Consider the following 14,755-nt stretch of genomic DNA (forward strand, 5'->3'; position numbering starts at 1 on the left):
ATCGTGGAGTACCAGTCGGTTAGCTGCAGGGGTCGCTGGGTTGGGTGTCGCCCTCGGTGGCGCTACGGACTACGAAGTAGCTGATCTGCACTACCTGTGGGCGGTCGTATCCGCTGAGCCGCATCTTGATCGCCGAGGTGGAGGCCTTCTGCCAGACGTTGTCCATGTACTGGTCGCAGGGTCCCGGCTGCGTGGTGTTGATGAGGTTCCACACGGCTGTCCAGGCGCCGCCGGTGGTGGTCGTGGTGCTCCCGTCGCTGAGTACGCCGCTCGGTCCGCCTGAGCTTGGGCCGCCCGAGGTCGGCCCGCCTGAGTTCGGTCCGCCTGAGCCGGTGTCGCCGCCGGGCACGCCTCCAGTCGGGCTGAAGTCCGGGCCGTCGTCGAACCAGGGCCCGTGGTCGGTGCCCGACAGTGGGTTGCCCCAGTAGCTGTCCCATGGGATGTACACGGTGTTGCCGTTCACGTATTGCTGTGGCGCACCGGGAACGACTCCGGTGTCGTCGGGCGCTTCGTCGGGGAACGGTTGCACTGCGGTGGGATTGAAGTAGACGTCGTCTGGGATGATGACGTCGCCGCCGGGCTGGATGAACCGGCAGATGCTGTCGGGGTCGGTGCCGTCGCACAGTTCATCGGGGTCGTTCTGGGCCACTTGTCGCAGGTGGTCGACGTCGGCGGGGTCGGTCGTCGACGCCTGTGGGTCCATGATGATCGCGTCGGGGTTCGGCCCCTTCGGGAAGTACTGCGGGAACTCCTTGGCCATCCACGTGGCGAGTGCTCTGCCGATCGCTACGGCGCCGAGCTCGTTCGGGTGGTAGCTCTCCTGGTATTCGCGGGAGCCGGATTCGCCTGAATTCTTCTTCAGGTCGTTGAAGTAGGAGTCGGGCTGACCGACCTCATGTCCGGCGACCACGCTGGTGCCGCCCGGTCCGGCCGTGTTCGGGTCGAACACGTGCACCCGGACGCCGGGGTGGGTGCGCTGGTAGGCCGCGGCCGCCTTGCTGATCGTGGCGTTGACCTCCTTGACGTACGAATACAGTACGTCGAGGGTTTGATGGCCGACCGCCGCGAGGTCGGCGTTGCCGGTGGGTTTGACGCCGATCGGGTACAGCCCGACGATGATCTCGGCGAGTGGCATCGCGAGGTGGGTGCGGTGCAGCCCTTTCATGATGTTGTCGGCGACTGTCGACAGACCGCGCAGCTTTTGCAAGATAACCTGCTGGACGGTCTCCTGCTGCCGGATGGCAGCGGACGGGTCCTCCGGATAGCTGGAGAAGGCACCGGCCTTGGTCGCGGTCGAAACGACGTCGAAGAAGCCCGCGTCGTTGCCGCCGAGACCGAAGAACGCGATGTTGGTGTTCGGGTCGACGCCGTCGAGCTGCGGTTCGTTGCGGATGTCGCCGTTGCTCTCCTTCTGCTGCTGCACCAGGTGCCGGGTCGACGCCCCGGAAGAGGCGTTGAACTGCAGCCGGTCGGGCCCCCAGGACGTCTGCAACGACGCGGGGGTGATGCGGTACTGGTCGATCAGCGGGCGGCGGCCCGCCTCCAGCAGCATCCACGCGACGTGGGGAGGTGCGTAGCCGGACTGGTGCCGCCCGTCCACGACCATGCCGGGCCGGTTCGCGTATGCGCTGGTCTTGCTGGCGCCCTCGCCGGCCCAGTAGCTGTCGCCCATGACGGTCATCACGAATTTCGGTGGGTTCAGGGGGTCGCAGCCGACGATCTCGCAAGGCCTGCTGGTCGGGTCCGGCACCGGGTTGGCCGCGGCCGGGCCCCCGCTGATCGCCGAGACCAGGCCGACGATGACGGCGACGCCCGTCGCGACGAGCCTACCCGCGCGCGTTCGATGGGGAGGGGACATATGCCTGCCTTTCTCGCACCTCGGTCCTGACGGAGGGCCGGGGATTGACCGGAGGCTATTCATGCTCGCGGGCGGTTAGCATCGGGCATCTCCCTATAGGACCCCCGCACACGTGCCATGGTCCTGATCGGGCGGCTGCCGGTGTCGCGCTGGGTGGAGCGGGTGCGCAAAGACGCGGCCCCTCCATCACCATGGCGTTGGTATGGGCGGTGGCCTGGCTGCTGGGCCTACACCGCCGCCGCCCGCGCCTTGCGGCCGCGGCGGCGCCGGCGGAACCACCCGCTTGAACAACTTCCACAGCTCATCGGGCACCAGCCGTTTAAGGAACGCATCCACGATCGCCTCAACGAGCCGACCCCAAATGAGTCACCGTCTTATTCATTTATCGCCCCCTGGTGATTGCTACATTGGTCGCACGTTCACCTGGGGCGGGAAGGCTCATCAGATGGCGCCGATCGTGTTCGTGCTGGACGCACATGAACGCTGACCCGCCGGATCCCGGAGGTCCTGGTCAGGACCCTGCCGTCCCTAAGCCCGGTTACTCGGTGGAGGTCCGGGAATCGCAGGGCGTCCAGGTCGGGGAGCGGAACACCCAGATCAACTACACATATAACAGGCTGACCTGGGTGGACGGATTGGCGCCGCCGCCACTGGTGAGCGTATCGGGAGAGATCGATTCCCCCTACCGGGGGCTGAACGCGTTCGAGGAACGGGACGCCCCGTTCTTTTTCGGGCGGGAAGCGGCCGTGGGCCAGGTAATCGACCGGATGGCGCGCCAGCTGGCGGGAGCCGGCCTTCTCGTCGTCTCCGGGGTCTCGGGCGCGGGCAAGTCCTCACTGCTGCGCGCCGGGGTCATTCCCCGGATCAGGGGGACCGGGCTGGCGGCCGCACCCGAAGCGGCCACCTGGCCGTGCCTGGTGCTCACCCCCACCCCGTCCCCGCTCGATGAGCTGGCGCTGCGCATCGCCCTACTTGGCGGTGCCGGTGCGGGCGTGCTGCGGCAGGCGGCACAGTCGGACCCGGCGGCTTTCGCGCTCGCCGTGCGGCAGGCCGCCCTGACGGCGGCACCGCCCTCCGCCGGGCCACCGGGCGCAGCGGCGGGGCAGCGCATGCCGTCCAGTCCGCGGCTGCTGATAGTGGTGGATCAATTCGAGCAGGTTTTCACGCAGTGCCCGGACGAGGCGGAGCGCGCGGCGTTCATCGCGGCCCTCCACGCGGCGGCGACGCTGAGACACGGAGCCGAACAGCAGCCGGCCGCGCTGGTCGTGCTCGGCGTGCGCGCCGACTTCGAGGCCCGCTGCGCGGACTACCCAGAGCTGGCCGACGCGGTCCAGAACCGTTACCTGGTGACCGCCATGACCGCGCGGCAGCTGCGGCTGGCCATCACCGAGCCCGCCCGGCAGGCCGGCGCCGAGGTGGCGCCCGACCTGGCCGACCTGCTGCTGGCCGAGGTCCGGGCCCGGCAGCACGGCGGCTCCGGGCCGGGGGTGCTCCCCCTGCTGTCACACGCGCTCGACCAGGCATGGCGGTCCCGCTCAGGCCCGCACCTGACGCCGGCCGATTACGAGCGGACCGGCGGCATCGAACGGGCCGTCGCCGACAGCGCGCAACGCGCCTATGACACGCTGACGGCGGCCCAGCAGGCAGCGGCCCGCCAGGTGTTCATCCGGCTGACCGCCGTCGGCGCGGACAACGTGGACACCGCGCAGCGGGCCACGCGAGTGGAGCTGACCGATGGCATCAGCGCCGCGCAGGCGAGCGACGTGGCGGCGGTCCTGGAAGGGTTCGCCGCCGAGCGGCTGCTCACCCTTGCCGCCGACAGCGTGGAGATAAGCCACGAGGTGCTGCTCACCGCCTGGCCGCTGCTGCGCGACAACTGGCTGGGGGAGAGCCATGCCGACCGCGTCGTCCGGACCCGCCTGCGGAACGCGGCGGCCGAATGGGAGCTTCACTCCCGGGATCCCTCCTACCTCTACGGCGGCACCCTGCTCGAAGCCGCCACCGAGACGGTCGCCAGGATCGACGCCGATCCCGGGCGTAACCCGCCGCTCAGCCAGGCCGAGCGGGACTTCCTGCGGGCCGGCGACCGCTCCCGCCTCGCTCAGGCCCGCCGCCGCCGCGCGGTCCTGGCCGGTCTGCTCACGCTGGCCCTCGCCGCCGTGGCCGGGGGCGGCGTCGCGCTGGTCAACGCGGCGAACGCCAACCGGCAGACGGCCATCGCCGTCCGCCAGCACGCCATCGCGCTGTCCCGCCAGCTCGCCGCCCAGGCGGTGTCCGCCGACCCCACCGACGTGGTCACCGCACGACGGCTGGCGGCGGCGGCCTGGCACGTGTACCCGACGAGCGAGGCCGGCTCGGCCATGGTGACGCTGCTGGCCGAGCAGCAGCAGTGGGGGATGCTGCCCGCCTCCACAACCCCGGTGTCCCAGGTGGCGTTCAGCGCGGACGGGAAGCTGCTGGCGAGCAGCGACGACGCCGGAACCGTACGGATATGGGATGTGGCGACGTCCCGTCCCGTCGGCCGACCGTTGCCCACCACCTCGCGGCCGGACGCCCACCCCTACTCGCTGGGGATCGCCTTCAGCCCCGACGGCAGGCTGCTCGCCGCCGCCGGCCACGACCGCAGGCTGTGGATCTGGAACGCGGCCGACGGCAAGCCCGTCGGGGTCCCGCTCCGGCCGGACGACCAGCGCGCAGATATCGCGCCGGATGTGGTGGCGTTCAGCCCGGACGGAAAACTGCTGGCCGCCGGCTGCAACGACGGGACGGTCCGCCTGTGGGACCTGACGGCCGGCCACCCGGTCGGCCCGCCGGTGCGGCGGTTCGCCGGCCCCTACAGCGCCGTGACCACCATCGCGTTCAGCCCGGACGGTACGGCACTGGCGGCCGGCAGCGATGGCCAGGTGCGGCTTTGGAGCACGACCACGGGCAGGCTCCTCGGCGCACCCCTCCAGGTCCAGCCCTCCGGTTCCAGCGGCTCCGTCAACACGGTGGCGTTCAGCCCGGACGGCAAGCTGATGGCCACGTACGCCACATCGGGCCTGGTGCGGTTGTGGAACCCGGCGACGGGCCGGCTCGTCAGGCAGTTCCTGTCCGGTGCCCCGTCCAACTCCGCCGAGGGGATGGCGTTCAGCCCCGACGGCCGGCTGCTGGCGGTCGCCGACGGCAATGCTCGCCTGGTCCGGCTGTGGAATCCCGCCACCGGCCGGCAGACCGGCGAGACCCTCGCGGTCAACTCCACCGTCTCCTGGTACGTCAACGGGCTGGCGTTCAGCCCGCGGGGCCACGTACTGGCCGGCGCCGCCGGCGACGGCACGGTCCGGCTGTGGGACCTGGACGCCCGCCGCTTCGTCGGCCAGCCGCTGCGCGCCGGGACCGTGAACACCTTCTCGGTCATCTACGATCTGGCGTTCCGCGGGCAAGGTGACCTGCTCGCCGCCATCAGCAGCGATGGCCTGGTCCGGCTGTGGGATCCCGCCACCGGCCGGCAGACCGGGAAGCCGCTCCAGGCCGGCGAAACGTCGCTCGGAGGCTCGCTGGCGATCAGCCCGGACGGCACCCGGCTCGCCACCGCCGGCATCTCCCCGAGCGTCGAATACCGGCAGCTGGTCCGGGTGTGGAACCCCGTCACCGGGCGCCCCGCCGGACCGTGGCTGCAGCCGGCCGGCACGACCGACGCGCTCAGCGCGGTGGCCTTCAGCCCGGACGGCGACCTGCTGGCCGCCGCGGGCGACTCCCCGATGATCACCCTGTGGGACCGGTCCGGCCGGCGCCGCGTCATCAGCACCGGGGGCGACAAGGACCCCCACCCGTTCCGGCTCGCGTTCAGCCCGGACGGGACCCTCCTGGCAGGCGGTCTCGGCAACGTGCTGCGCATGTGGAACCCCGTCACCGGCCGGCCCGCCGGCGTGCCGGTCCGGGTGAGCGGCGACACAGGGGTGACCATCTACGCGATCGCGTTCAGCCCGGACGGCAAAGTGGTGGCCACCGCCGACGGCGCGGGCACCGTGCAGCTGTGGAACCCGCTCACCGGCCACCGCGTCGGGCGGCCTCTGCCGCACTCGGCCGAGATCAGCCGACTCGCGTTCAGCCCGGACGGCAGCCTGCTGGCCGGCGTGGGCATCGACGGGACCCTGCGGCTGTGGGACCCGGCGACCGGTCGGTTGGTCAGCGAGCCGTTCCGCGCCGCCGACCTGGCCGAGAAACTGCGGGCCATCGCCTTCAGCCCGGACGGCGCGGAAGTGGCCACCGCGGGCAACGACGGGGCGATACGGCGCTGGCGTGTCTGGCCGCTCGCCCACCCCTACGAGGCGCTCTGCACCACCACGGGCGCCCCCACCAGCCGAGAATGGGCGAAGTACGCCCCCGGTGAACCGCAGCCCGCGGTCTGCTGACGCATCCGGGCACGCCCTGTACCAGCTGCGATCAGGCTTCGGTCAGTCACAAATAGCTCATAAAGCGCGGTCGTAACGTCGGCGGGTCGCGGGCGTATGACCGGGTGTGCGGTATGCGCGGAGGGGCGGTCACGCGACCTGGTCTCCGGGCGCGGCAGCGCGACCGGTCGGATCCGGCGGTCCCGCCGCACCAGCCTGGCCGAGCCGGCCAGCGGCATCACCCGCACCAGCGGGCTCGATGCGTGAACCGAGAGGAAATCGATGGAACCGGTTACGTTGATCGTGACGGCTCTCGCGGCCGGAGCGAGTTCCGGGGTGATCGAGGGACTGGCCGGCACCGTCAAAGAGAGCGTGAACGCCGCCTTCGCGAAGCTGCTCGATCTGGCGCGGCGCCGGTTCGAGGGAAACGCCGGCGCCGAGGTGATCCTGTCCGAGCACCAGAACGACCCGGCCGCCTACGAGGCGCCACTCGCCAAGAAGCTGGCCGCGGCAGGCGCGGCCGACGACGCCGAACTTCTCGCCGCCGCCACGGCCCTGATGGAGCTCCTGGACCGTTCGGGCGCGAGTTCTGGTAGGTACAACGTGAAGATCAACGACTCGAAGGGCGTTCAGGTCGGCGAGGGCAACACTCAGCACAACACGTTCTGAGCGTGGGTTCGCGAACGCCCACTCAACGGTCGCGCATGAGCAGCAGGGTGTCCAGGCCGCGTACCAGGCCGGTGTGGCCGGTCACCGCCCGGACGGCGAGCAGCGTGCCCGCGACGTACGGCGCCGGAGTTGACCCGGCGTCATGGCGGATGACCAGGCGCTCGTCCGGCAGCGCGAAGACGACCTCGGTCGAGACGACGAAGCTCGGCAGCCGCACCGAGTGCACCTGGGTGCCCGCCACGGTGGCGCCGCGCGCTTCGGCGTACCCGCTGGTCTCGCCGATGGGGACCTGCAGGGCAGGGGTGTTCACCTCGGCGAGCCGCTCGGCCAGCTCGCGGGCCGTTCCGCTCGGCGCGTCCGGCTTGCCGGCCTTGGCGTAGTCGATGATCTCCCGGTTGGGCAGGTAGCGGGCGGCGAGCAGGGCGGCGGCCTGCGCCATCGCGGCGGTGAGCGAGAAGTTCCCGGCCGCGGCGACGCCCACGCCCGCCTCCCGGGCCGCCGCGTCGATGCGGGCGAAGTCGTCCGCGCCCAGGCCGGACGTCCCGATGACCACCGACACCCCACGGCCGATCGCCGTCAGCACGTTGCCGAGCACCGCGTCGTGGGAGGTGTAGTCGACGAGCACGTCCACGCCGTCCAGCGCCTCGTCGACCCGGCCGGACACCGGGACGCCGTTCGCGGCGCCGCCCCAGACCTCTCCCAGGTCCTTACCGGCGGCTGACCGGCTGACCGCCGAACGCAACCGCAGATCATCGGAGGCCAGCACGGCCTCGGCGACTGGCCGTCCGGTCCACCCGGTCGCACCTGCCACACAGACGGAGAGCATGGACGTTTCCTCCGGTCGCTCTGGCTTCTTCGGTTCGATGCCGACGCCCGGCACGAGGAGACCAACGGTAACGGCATCCAGGCCCGCGCTTCCGTACGAACCCGCTCTCTGCACCGGCCCGAGCCCGTCCTGGCGTCCGAAGCGGTGCCGCAGGCCGACGAGGCCCCGCAGGTGACAGCCCTGAAAGGCATCTCTGCGGCGGTTTTCGCCTCCTATATCCCCTTTATCCAGTCGAGTGGCGAACGCGTTCATTCGTGCTTGGTTGAGCATTCATTCGCGTCTGTTGTACTTGCCGGCGGCGTCCGCACGACCACCGGCGTCACATCCTCAATTCCCGGAAGGGGAACCATGCGTCTGGGTATGAAGCGTCGGCTTCTGATGTCGCTGTCCCTCGCGGCCACCGTCATCGCCGGCACCTCGGCGATCGCCTCCGCGGCCGACGACCGGCACGACAACGGACACCCCTCGCGCGACAGCGCCACCGCGCAGCTCCTCACCAAGGTCGCCCGCGGCACCTCCTGGACGCAGAGCACGGCCCCGCTGAAGCTGAACTTCGAGACCTACCACCCGCAGGGCATGCTCCGGGTCGGCGACCGCTACTACATGTCCTCCGTCGAGATCATCAAGCCGACGACCCCGTGCAACCCGGCCTGCGACGGCTACGACCGCACCCCGGGCGAGGGCCTCGGCCACCTCTTCGAGTTCGACCAGGCGGGCAACCTGCTCCGCGACCTGAAGTTCAAGGACGGCGACGCCTACCACCCCGGTGGCATCGACTACGACGGCCGGTACCTGTGGATCCCGGTGGCCGAGTACCGCCCGAACAGCAAGGCGATCGTCTACAAGGTGGACCTGGCGAAGTTCCGCGCCACCGAGGTACTGCGCGTCGACGACCACATCGGCGGCGTCGTCCACGACCTCAAGAACGACCGCCTCGTCGGCATCAGCTGGGGCTCGCGCACCTTCTACACCTGGAACATGCAGGGCAAGCTCAAGGGGACTACGAAGAACCCCGAGCAGTTCACCGACTACCAGGACTGCGACTACCTCGCCGAGGGCAAGGCCGCCTGCACCGGCGTTGCCAGCTTGAACGTCGGCGGCCAGTCCTTCCAGCTCGGCGGCATCTCCCTGCTCGACCTCGACTCACTCACCGCGATCAACACCATCCCGATCACCGCCCTCAGCGCCGCCGGCAACTCCATCACCCGCAACCCCACCTGGCTAGAAGCCAACGGCAACGCCCTCACCCTCACCGCCGTCCCCGACGACAGCCAGTCCACCCTCCTCACCTACACCACCCCCGCCCTCTCCTAACGGCCCCACCGGGGTGGCCGCACTGCCGAGACTCGCAGTCCAACCCGGCCGTACGGCCTCCCAAGTGCCCCGCCCGCCTGCAGCCGCAACAGGCGGGCGGTTCCTTTTGCCCTCTTCCGTGGTTCCGAGAACTCGTTGTCACGCGTCGCGCTCGGCCAGCAGGGAGATCGTCTGCTTGTTCTTTCGGACGGTGCGGGCGGCCGGGATGCGAGCGGCGGTCGCAGCGGGCAGCTCGGTGGCCGATTGATCCCACGGCCAGAACTGGGCGGCGTCAAGTTCGTCGGCCTGCACCCGGATCCGGGCAGGCTCAGTGATGGTGCCGCCGTCGAAGATGAAGTTCATCATCGGCCGCGATCACCCATCGGGGGCACCCAGTCGACCACGAGCAACGCACCAGATCGAATCTGCAGGCCGAGTTCCTCTCCGATCTCGCGCGCGTAAGGGCGGCTCACCCTCGTCGGCCATTTCGCCGGGCACCGCCCAATAATCGCGGTAGTTGGGTTTGACCAGCAGAATGCGATCGGCGTCGTCGGTGGGCAGCATGCACGCGGAAACGTGAACCGTGGGCAGGCTCTCATACCACTCGGCAGGCGGCAGATAGATCTGGCTCACCTCATCCACGCTACCCGGTGCAGAATCAGCACGTCGGCCAGCAAGGTGATGCGAGCAGTGACATGTCGCGAGTGGATCCGTTTATACATCTTCAGTCGCTGTACCGCCAAGAGGCGCTTGATCGATGTGACCGGCCCTCGCGTGTGCCGCCACGATAAGGGCGGCAGTCGCATTTAGGGAAATATGCACATCCGCGCTGATCGGCGCAAGAACAGCGTTTAGACGCTTTCTAGCACTTCATCGATGTCTCCGAATCCCTTCTGGAGCTGCTGCACCGTGAGGAACTCTACATGCGGATCTAACAGTCTCTGAGGTTTTCCGGACTTGTGTGCCAACTCGCCTCTGGCGGTAGCCCACGCTTCCAATGTGCTTAGCCATTGCTCGTCAATATCTTCTTCCCGGACCCCAAGAGGCAAGAGTATGCGAAGAAGATTCTTCTCCTTGATTCCATTGTTTTGCATTATGACGTAGTTGAGGTAGTTCTTTCGCGCGGCGTCAACGCGCTGGGTGAGGTCAGGGGCCCTTCTTTGCTTTTCCTTGGCGGAGAGAATTGTTGTCTCCTTCCAGCCCAAATTGCTCTCGAATGCGACTAAAGATAGCAAGCTTGGTCGAATACTGCCGTCACTTAGCCATTCGCTGACGGCGCGTGCAACAATTTGCTGTGCCCGATCTTCGATAAATGCTTCGAACTCAGCGTGGGCTAGCAGGCGAAATGCCCTTGCGCATTCGTGCACCTGTACCGCGTATAAGCCCGTTGGATCGAACTCTTCCGGAAGAAGGTTGCTGCGTAGTTCTAGAATTCTGACCGAAAGAGTCTGAAAACGGGGAGATGGCATCAGTATCCCCTGAAGATTATTCTTTCGTCGCCACTCAGATACGGAATCCGGAGATTCTCGGTGCCTACGATAGAGGCTAGGACTTCGCCCCACCTCTGAAGCCGGTACTGAGTTGCGGGTATAGATTTCGTAGTGCTTTGTATCGCCTTAACAAATTCACCGTCTGTATCGCAGAGGTCTTGGAATGCATCTCTGATGTCGGAAGCCTGTGCTTGTGCGGCAGTTCTAATCGAGGGGGATGTAAAGTGATAGGTCATTACGTCGAACACGGCCCTATTGAAGCGGTTCTCGTAGTGATCCTTTTCCCAGCGGTGGAAGGCGTCGGAGCCGAAAATGGCTACCACGCAATCGATTGCGAGATCACACTGGCGCGCCCTGCCTTGAATGTCCTCATTTTCGGCCGACCATTTCTGGTTGAGCTTCTCCGTTGTCCCGTCGAGGAATTTCTTCAGGTCCCCGCGGTAATCTGGCAGATAATAGGAGAAGGAGAAATAGCGCAGAAGAATCTCGACGTCCCTCATGCGAAAGTCTGGCCCGCTGAGCTTAAGTGCTTTTTGGAGGGACGTGCTTCCGCTCGCATGGTCATCAAGAAAGTTCGTAAATTCGCCAGGATGCAGTGCTTGTCTTAGCTCTTGGGGAGACAAGCTTACGCTACCGGTGTTTAGTCGCAGAAAGACGAGATTTAGGAACTCCTCGTTTGGCCATGCTCGGACAACTACGGTGCGTATGGTTTGATTGAGAAAGGAATTTAGATCCTCCACTCGAGCGGCGTCATTCTCCATCTTTGCTAGAGTATGCCTGTTGAGGTCCGTGCGTACATCAAGACCCCGTAGGGTGAACTTACGAAATTCGTCTTTCGCATTTGACGCAAAGGATGATCCCTCTGCGAACTGTCGGAGCGCAAGAAGTCTTTGCTTTCCATCTAGAACAAGGAATGAACCACGACGTTTCTTGTCTTCGGCGAGCACTAGCTGAGGTATAGGAAGACCGAGGATCAGTGACTCTATAAATCGACTTTTTCGCTTGAGATCCCATGCGTCCCTACGCTGGAACCGTGGATTTAGTTGTATATTCCCCCGGCGTAGCTGACTCAGAATGGTCTCGGCTGTCCAGTCGGTGTCAGTAACCACTGCTTGAGAGACGGCATCTGGTGCCACGGGCTCCTCGTCGTCCTCGAGGTCTCCCCAGGGCATATCTTGCTGGGAGGTGTCACTTTCCATATCGTCATCATCCTGATCACGCATGCGGCTTAACCTTTCCCTGATCTTGGGGGAGTCTACCCCGTTGAGGGCACTTCGTCGCAAGGGTAACGGAATGAGATATTTAGCCGATCCACTAGATCGATGTCGCTTTGTCCGCATATGCCCGTCTTGTCGGCTACATATCGCTCCATGACGCTGCTGCGGAGAGATGGGACGACTCTCGGCAGAGTGGAGACCTCCTTGCGGCGCGCCGCGACTACTGCGCCTCCCCGTATCCACAAAGTAGAAGACCGCGGTGTTCTGAGTTGGTTCCAGAAGAATGAAAGAAGAAGAACGCGGCTGAGCTGAGTCATGGTGAATTCGCGAGAATGACTCTGGTGGGCGGACGGCGATGCTGACATGGCCGTGAGGTCCGCGGCGAGCGAGATGGTCCGGGTTCGGCGTAAATATCGTCGACATCAACATTTTGGGAGTCGACCCGCGTGTCGTGTTGCGGACACGGCCGAGGCTTACTCCTGTAGCGGACCTCTACCTGTCGGCATTCACTATGTGAGGTGAGAGGCACTCAGTCGTTCACGTGTATACCGTGGTTCGAAATATGTGATACCGCTCTTCAAGAAGAGTCTGGTCTGGGCGGTCAGAACGACGGCGAGGGAGGGTGATGCGGTGGCCATTCATCTCTTGAATTCCATGCTTGAGCATTGGCCCGTCGATCTCTTCGAGAATGTCGGTACGGACCTCAATGGCGTAGTCGGGTCGAATGCCTATGATATTTTGATCATACGCAGCATGGTGGATTTTGCACAGAGCTAAGCCGTTTGAGATCGCTGGTACACCGCGGACATGGCGGTCAGGGATGATGTGGGCTGCGTCCAAGAGTGAGCGATGTCGTAGACGGCATATGGTGCAGGCGGTCTCGTATGCCTGGATCACTCGTTGCCGAAACACAGGTTGGTGCAAACGCTGTTTCGTAATCCGTTCTGCATAGTGACGTTCTATCTGGCTCGCTGTTCCGTCAATCGCCAGGTGTCGCTGCGCGTCATCTAATGCGACGGCAACCTGAGACTTCTCGGGCTCCACTGCGATAATCCATACGGGGAAGAACGGCAGATAGATGCTCTGTTTGATGCCGTAAAACCACATCAACGGCACACTGAGCTCAAAGGCCAGCCGCAGTCCGACATTGGTGTAATGCCGCGGGTTGCCCTGAAACTTATAGCGCAGCAGGCCATCGGAGCCCACAGCATCGTCGTAAGGTGCGCGGGCCATGTCGGAGGTGTAGGTCGTTAGAATTGAAAGAGCCGCAGTCATGCCTTGCGGTTTTCGGATGCCGAGTTGATTGTCAATCAGGGGAAACGTTCGACCTTCAAACTGGAAGCCAAGCAACTCGTCGCGACGCACGATAGGGTCTTCGGGGGTGCAGCGCCGGCGAAGCCACGTCATTGCCGCCGCCCGCACCCGACTGTCAAGATCATCAGCCTGTGACGTGATCACGACACTATGTTCTATACCCTGATGGGGTGCCTCCGCCAGAGGGGCCTCATACGGTGCACGGCACCACCATCTATGTAGCTCAGCGGGCCCTACGCCCCGCTGGCATTAGCGATGAGATGGGAGCGGTCTGATCTTCCTGCTTGGCACCGGCCTGCCCGTTCGATCTGTGGCCACTGCCAGCGAACTTTGCCAGTCAGCTCGCCATCGACACCTTCACAAGCGCGACGAAGGAAATCCTGACGCCGTTGAAGTAGGACTCGCATGGTCATGTGGCTGCCATCGTGGTCTGCCCTGCGACGTCGTCTGCGGTCTGCCAGTCTTTGTTGATGCCGACCAAGTGGTCGCTGGTCAAAGGGATCGCCTGGTCGGCGGCGGAGCCGGGGTCATCCGCCTGCACTACGCATACGGGTGGGTCAAGGTCGCCGTGCGGTGGTCGAGTACGCAAGTCTAGACCTGCGTACTCATATGATCTTCGCTACAAATGCGTTCCACTCCTTGTGGCGCAAGATGAGGATGGGGCCGTCGGGGCATTTGGAATCGCGTATTGCGACGTGTGAGTCCGTTCGGGCGACCTCTACGCAGTTCTCTCCCTGGGCCGTGCTGTGGGTGCTCTTGCGCCAGTCGGCGCGCGAGAGGTCGATGTCCTGCCGGTTGATCATTCTTTGCTCCCGAATTCGGACTGGACCGATTGGATGAACCTGACAGACTCCGCTGGGCCAAGGGCGATTGCCCGGAGGTGGTCGAACATCAGCGTATATCGCGCTACTTCTTCCGTCTCCTCCAAATACAGGGCGGTGGCTGCGGTCTCCAGGTAGATGATCGGGGCGAAGAACTGCGGTGTCGGGAAGTCGAGGATGACGAACGGGCCGGACAGGCCGGGGTGGGCGCCGGCCTCGGTGGGGATGATCTGCATGGTGACTCGCGGGTGCTCGCTCATGTCGATGAGCCGTTGCAACTGTTCGCGCATCGTGTCGCTGTCGCCTACGGGGCGCCGGATGGCCACCTCGTCGAAGACGACCCACAGTGTCGGGCCGTCGCCGTCTTCCGCGAGCAACCGCTGTCGTGCGACGCGTGCCTCGGTGCGTCGTCTGACCTCCTTGGACTCCATGACGAGTGCGGTACGCATCACCGCGCGGGCGTACGCCTCGGTCTGGAGAAGTCCCGGAATGACCTGCGGTTCGAAGTTCCTGATCGTGGTGGCTTGAGCTTCCAGGTCGAGGTAGGAGCCGGTGAGGACGTCGCGGTACTCAGTCCACCAGCCCTTCTGTCGGCTGTGCCGAGCGAGTGCGAGGAGTGCCTCGCGACGTGCCCCGTTTACCTCGTAGAGGTCGAGGAGGTCTCGAAGGTCGCCGGTGCTGATCCCGGAGCGCGCGCTCTCGACTCGCCACACCTTCGTCGCGTGCCAGTCGAGTCGTTCGGCGACCTCTTCCCTGGAGAAGCCGGCTGCCTCCCGCAGGCGTTCCAACTCGGAGGCGAGCCTGCGATGCCGGATGGTGGGATTCGTTAGTTGGGGCATTTTGGACCCTTCTGCTGTTCGGGACGACTTGCCGTTTTCTGGAGGAGGGCGGCAT

Annotated in this window: 12 protein-coding genes; 3 read left to right on the forward strand and 9 right to left on the reverse strand. The window is 65.6% G+C overall.

What is annotated here, in order from left to right; all coding sequences use genetic code 11:
• Positions 1-19 precede the first annotated feature (19 nt).
• Complete coding sequence (locus tag ACFQSB_RS05850) at positions 20-1,672, reverse strand: SGNH/GDSL hydrolase family protein (RefSeq protein ID WP_380824737.1); 1,653 nt, start codon at positions 1,670-1,672, stop codon at positions 20-22.
• Between the two features lie 662 nt (positions 1,673-2,334).
• On the opposite strand from ACFQSB_RS05850, the gene ACFQSB_RS05855 reads away from it, so the two are divergent.
• Positions 2,335-6,252, forward strand: a complete 3,918-nt coding sequence (locus ACFQSB_RS05855) for an NACHT and WD repeat domain-containing protein (RefSeq protein WP_380824738.1) — start codon at positions 2,335-2,337, stop codon at positions 6,250-6,252.
• Positions 6,253-6,513: 261 nt separating this feature from the next.
• On the forward strand, positions 6,514-6,900 hold the full coding sequence (locus tag ACFQSB_RS05860; protein WP_380824741.1) for a hypothetical protein: 387 nt from the start codon (positions 6,514-6,516) through the stop codon (positions 6,898-6,900).
• Positions 6,901-6,922: 22 nt separating this feature from the next.
• Here the strand turns inward: ACFQSB_RS05860 and dapB are convergent, their stop codons facing one another.
• Positions 6,923-7,726, reverse strand: coding sequence for a 4-hydroxy-tetrahydrodipicolinate reductase (dapB, locus tag ACFQSB_RS05865; RefSeq protein ID WP_380824742.1), 804 nt, complete (start codon positions 7,724-7,726; stop codon positions 6,923-6,925).
• Between the two features lie 360 nt (positions 7,727-8,086).
• Here dapB and ACFQSB_RS05870 point away from each other — a divergent pair, with 360 nt between their 5' ends.
• Positions 8,087-9,040, forward strand: coding sequence for a DUF6454 family protein (locus ACFQSB_RS05870; protein ID WP_380824743.1), 954 nt, complete (start codon positions 8,087-8,089; stop codon positions 9,038-9,040).
• Positions 9,041-9,178: 138 nt separating this feature from the next.
• Here the strand turns inward: ACFQSB_RS05870 and ACFQSB_RS05875 are convergent, their stop codons facing one another.
• The 7 genes from ACFQSB_RS05875 to ACFQSB_RS05905 form a co-directional block, all read right to left on the reverse strand.
• Positions 9,179-9,385: an NUDIX hydrolase gene (locus tag ACFQSB_RS05875; RefSeq protein WP_380824744.1), complete on the reverse strand. Its 207-nt coding sequence runs from the start codon at positions 9,383-9,385 to the stop codon at positions 9,179-9,181.
• Positions 9,386-9,394: 9 nt separating this feature from the next.
• A complete protein-coding gene (locus ACFQSB_RS05880) occupies positions 9,395-9,652 on the reverse strand; it encodes an NUDIX hydrolase (protein ID WP_380824745.1) in 258 nt (85 codons plus the stop codon).
• 218 nt (positions 9,653-9,870) lie between these two features.
• Entirely contained in the window at positions 9,871-10,488 is a 618-nt protein-coding gene (locus tag ACFQSB_RS05885) for a HEPN domain-containing protein (protein WP_380824746.1), read from the reverse strand.
• Positions 10,488-11,732, reverse strand: a complete 1,245-nt coding sequence (locus ACFQSB_RS05890; protein WP_380824748.1) for a DUF262 domain-containing protein — start codon at positions 11,730-11,732, stop codon at positions 10,488-10,490. Before ACFQSB_RS05890 ends, ACFQSB_RS05885 begins: the two co-directional genes overlap by 1 nt.
• A 531-nt stretch (positions 11,733-12,263) precedes the next feature.
• Positions 12,264-13,184, reverse strand: coding sequence for an HNH endonuclease (locus ACFQSB_RS05895; protein ID WP_380824749.1), 921 nt, complete (start codon positions 13,182-13,184; stop codon positions 12,264-12,266).
• Positions 13,185-13,645: 461 nt separating this feature from the next.
• Positions 13,646-13,843, reverse strand: coding sequence for a DUF397 domain-containing protein (locus ACFQSB_RS05900; RefSeq protein ID WP_380824750.1), 198 nt, complete (start codon positions 13,841-13,843; stop codon positions 13,646-13,648).
• On the reverse strand, positions 13,840-14,700 hold the full coding sequence (locus ACFQSB_RS05905; RefSeq protein WP_380824751.1) for a helix-turn-helix domain-containing protein: 861 nt from the start codon (positions 14,698-14,700) through the stop codon (positions 13,840-13,842). Before ACFQSB_RS05905 ends, ACFQSB_RS05900 begins: the two co-directional genes overlap by 4 nt.
• Positions 14,701-14,755 lie beyond the last annotated feature (55 nt).

It is taken from the genome of Sphaerisporangium rhizosphaerae, from assembly GCF_042665155.1.
In the GTDB taxonomy this organism is placed as follows: domain Bacteria; phylum Actinomycetota; class Actinomycetes; order Streptosporangiales; family Streptosporangiaceae; genus Sphaerisporangium; species Sphaerisporangium rhizosphaerae.

What these genes read in the sequence shown, in the direction of transcription:
- ACFQSB_RS05905 (WP_380824751.1), bottom strand. Translation starts at nt 14,700, where the DNA reads ATGCCCCAACTAACGAATCCCACCATCCGGCATCGCAGGCTCGCCTCC.
- dapB (WP_380824742.1), bottom strand. Translation starts at nt 7,726, where the DNA reads ATGCTCTCCGTCTGTGTGGCAGGTGCGACCGGGTGGACCGGACGGCCA.
- ACFQSB_RS05870 (WP_380824743.1), top strand. Translation starts at nt 8,087, where the DNA reads ATGAAGCGTCGGCTTCTGATGTCGCTGTCCCTCGCGGCCACCGTCATC.
- ACFQSB_RS05875 (WP_380824744.1), bottom strand. Translation starts at nt 9,385, where the DNA reads ATGATGAACTTCATCTTCGACGGCGGCACCATCACTGAGCCTGCCCGG.
- ACFQSB_RS05885 (WP_380824746.1), bottom strand. Translation starts at nt 10,488, where the DNA reads ATGCCATCTCCCCGTTTTCAGACTCTTTCGGTCAGAATTCTAGAACTA.
- ACFQSB_RS05850 (WP_380824737.1), bottom strand. Translation starts at nt 1,672, where the DNA reads ATGGGCGACAGCTACTGGGCCGGCGAGGGCGCCAGCAAGACCAGCGCA.
- ACFQSB_RS05890 (WP_380824748.1), bottom strand. Translation starts at nt 11,732, where the DNA reads ATGCGTGATCAGGATGATGACGATATGGAAAGTGACACCTCCCAGCAA.
- ACFQSB_RS05900 (WP_380824750.1), bottom strand. Translation starts at nt 13,843, where the DNA reads ATGATCAACCGGCAGGACATCGACCTCTCGCGCGCCGACTGGCGCAAG.
- ACFQSB_RS05860 (WP_380824741.1), top strand. Translation starts at nt 6,514, where the DNA reads ATGGAACCGGTTACGTTGATCGTGACGGCTCTCGCGGCCGGAGCGAGT.
- ACFQSB_RS05855 (WP_380824738.1), top strand. Translation starts at nt 2,335, where the DNA reads ATGAACGCTGACCCGCCGGATCCCGGAGGTCCTGGTCAGGACCCTGCC.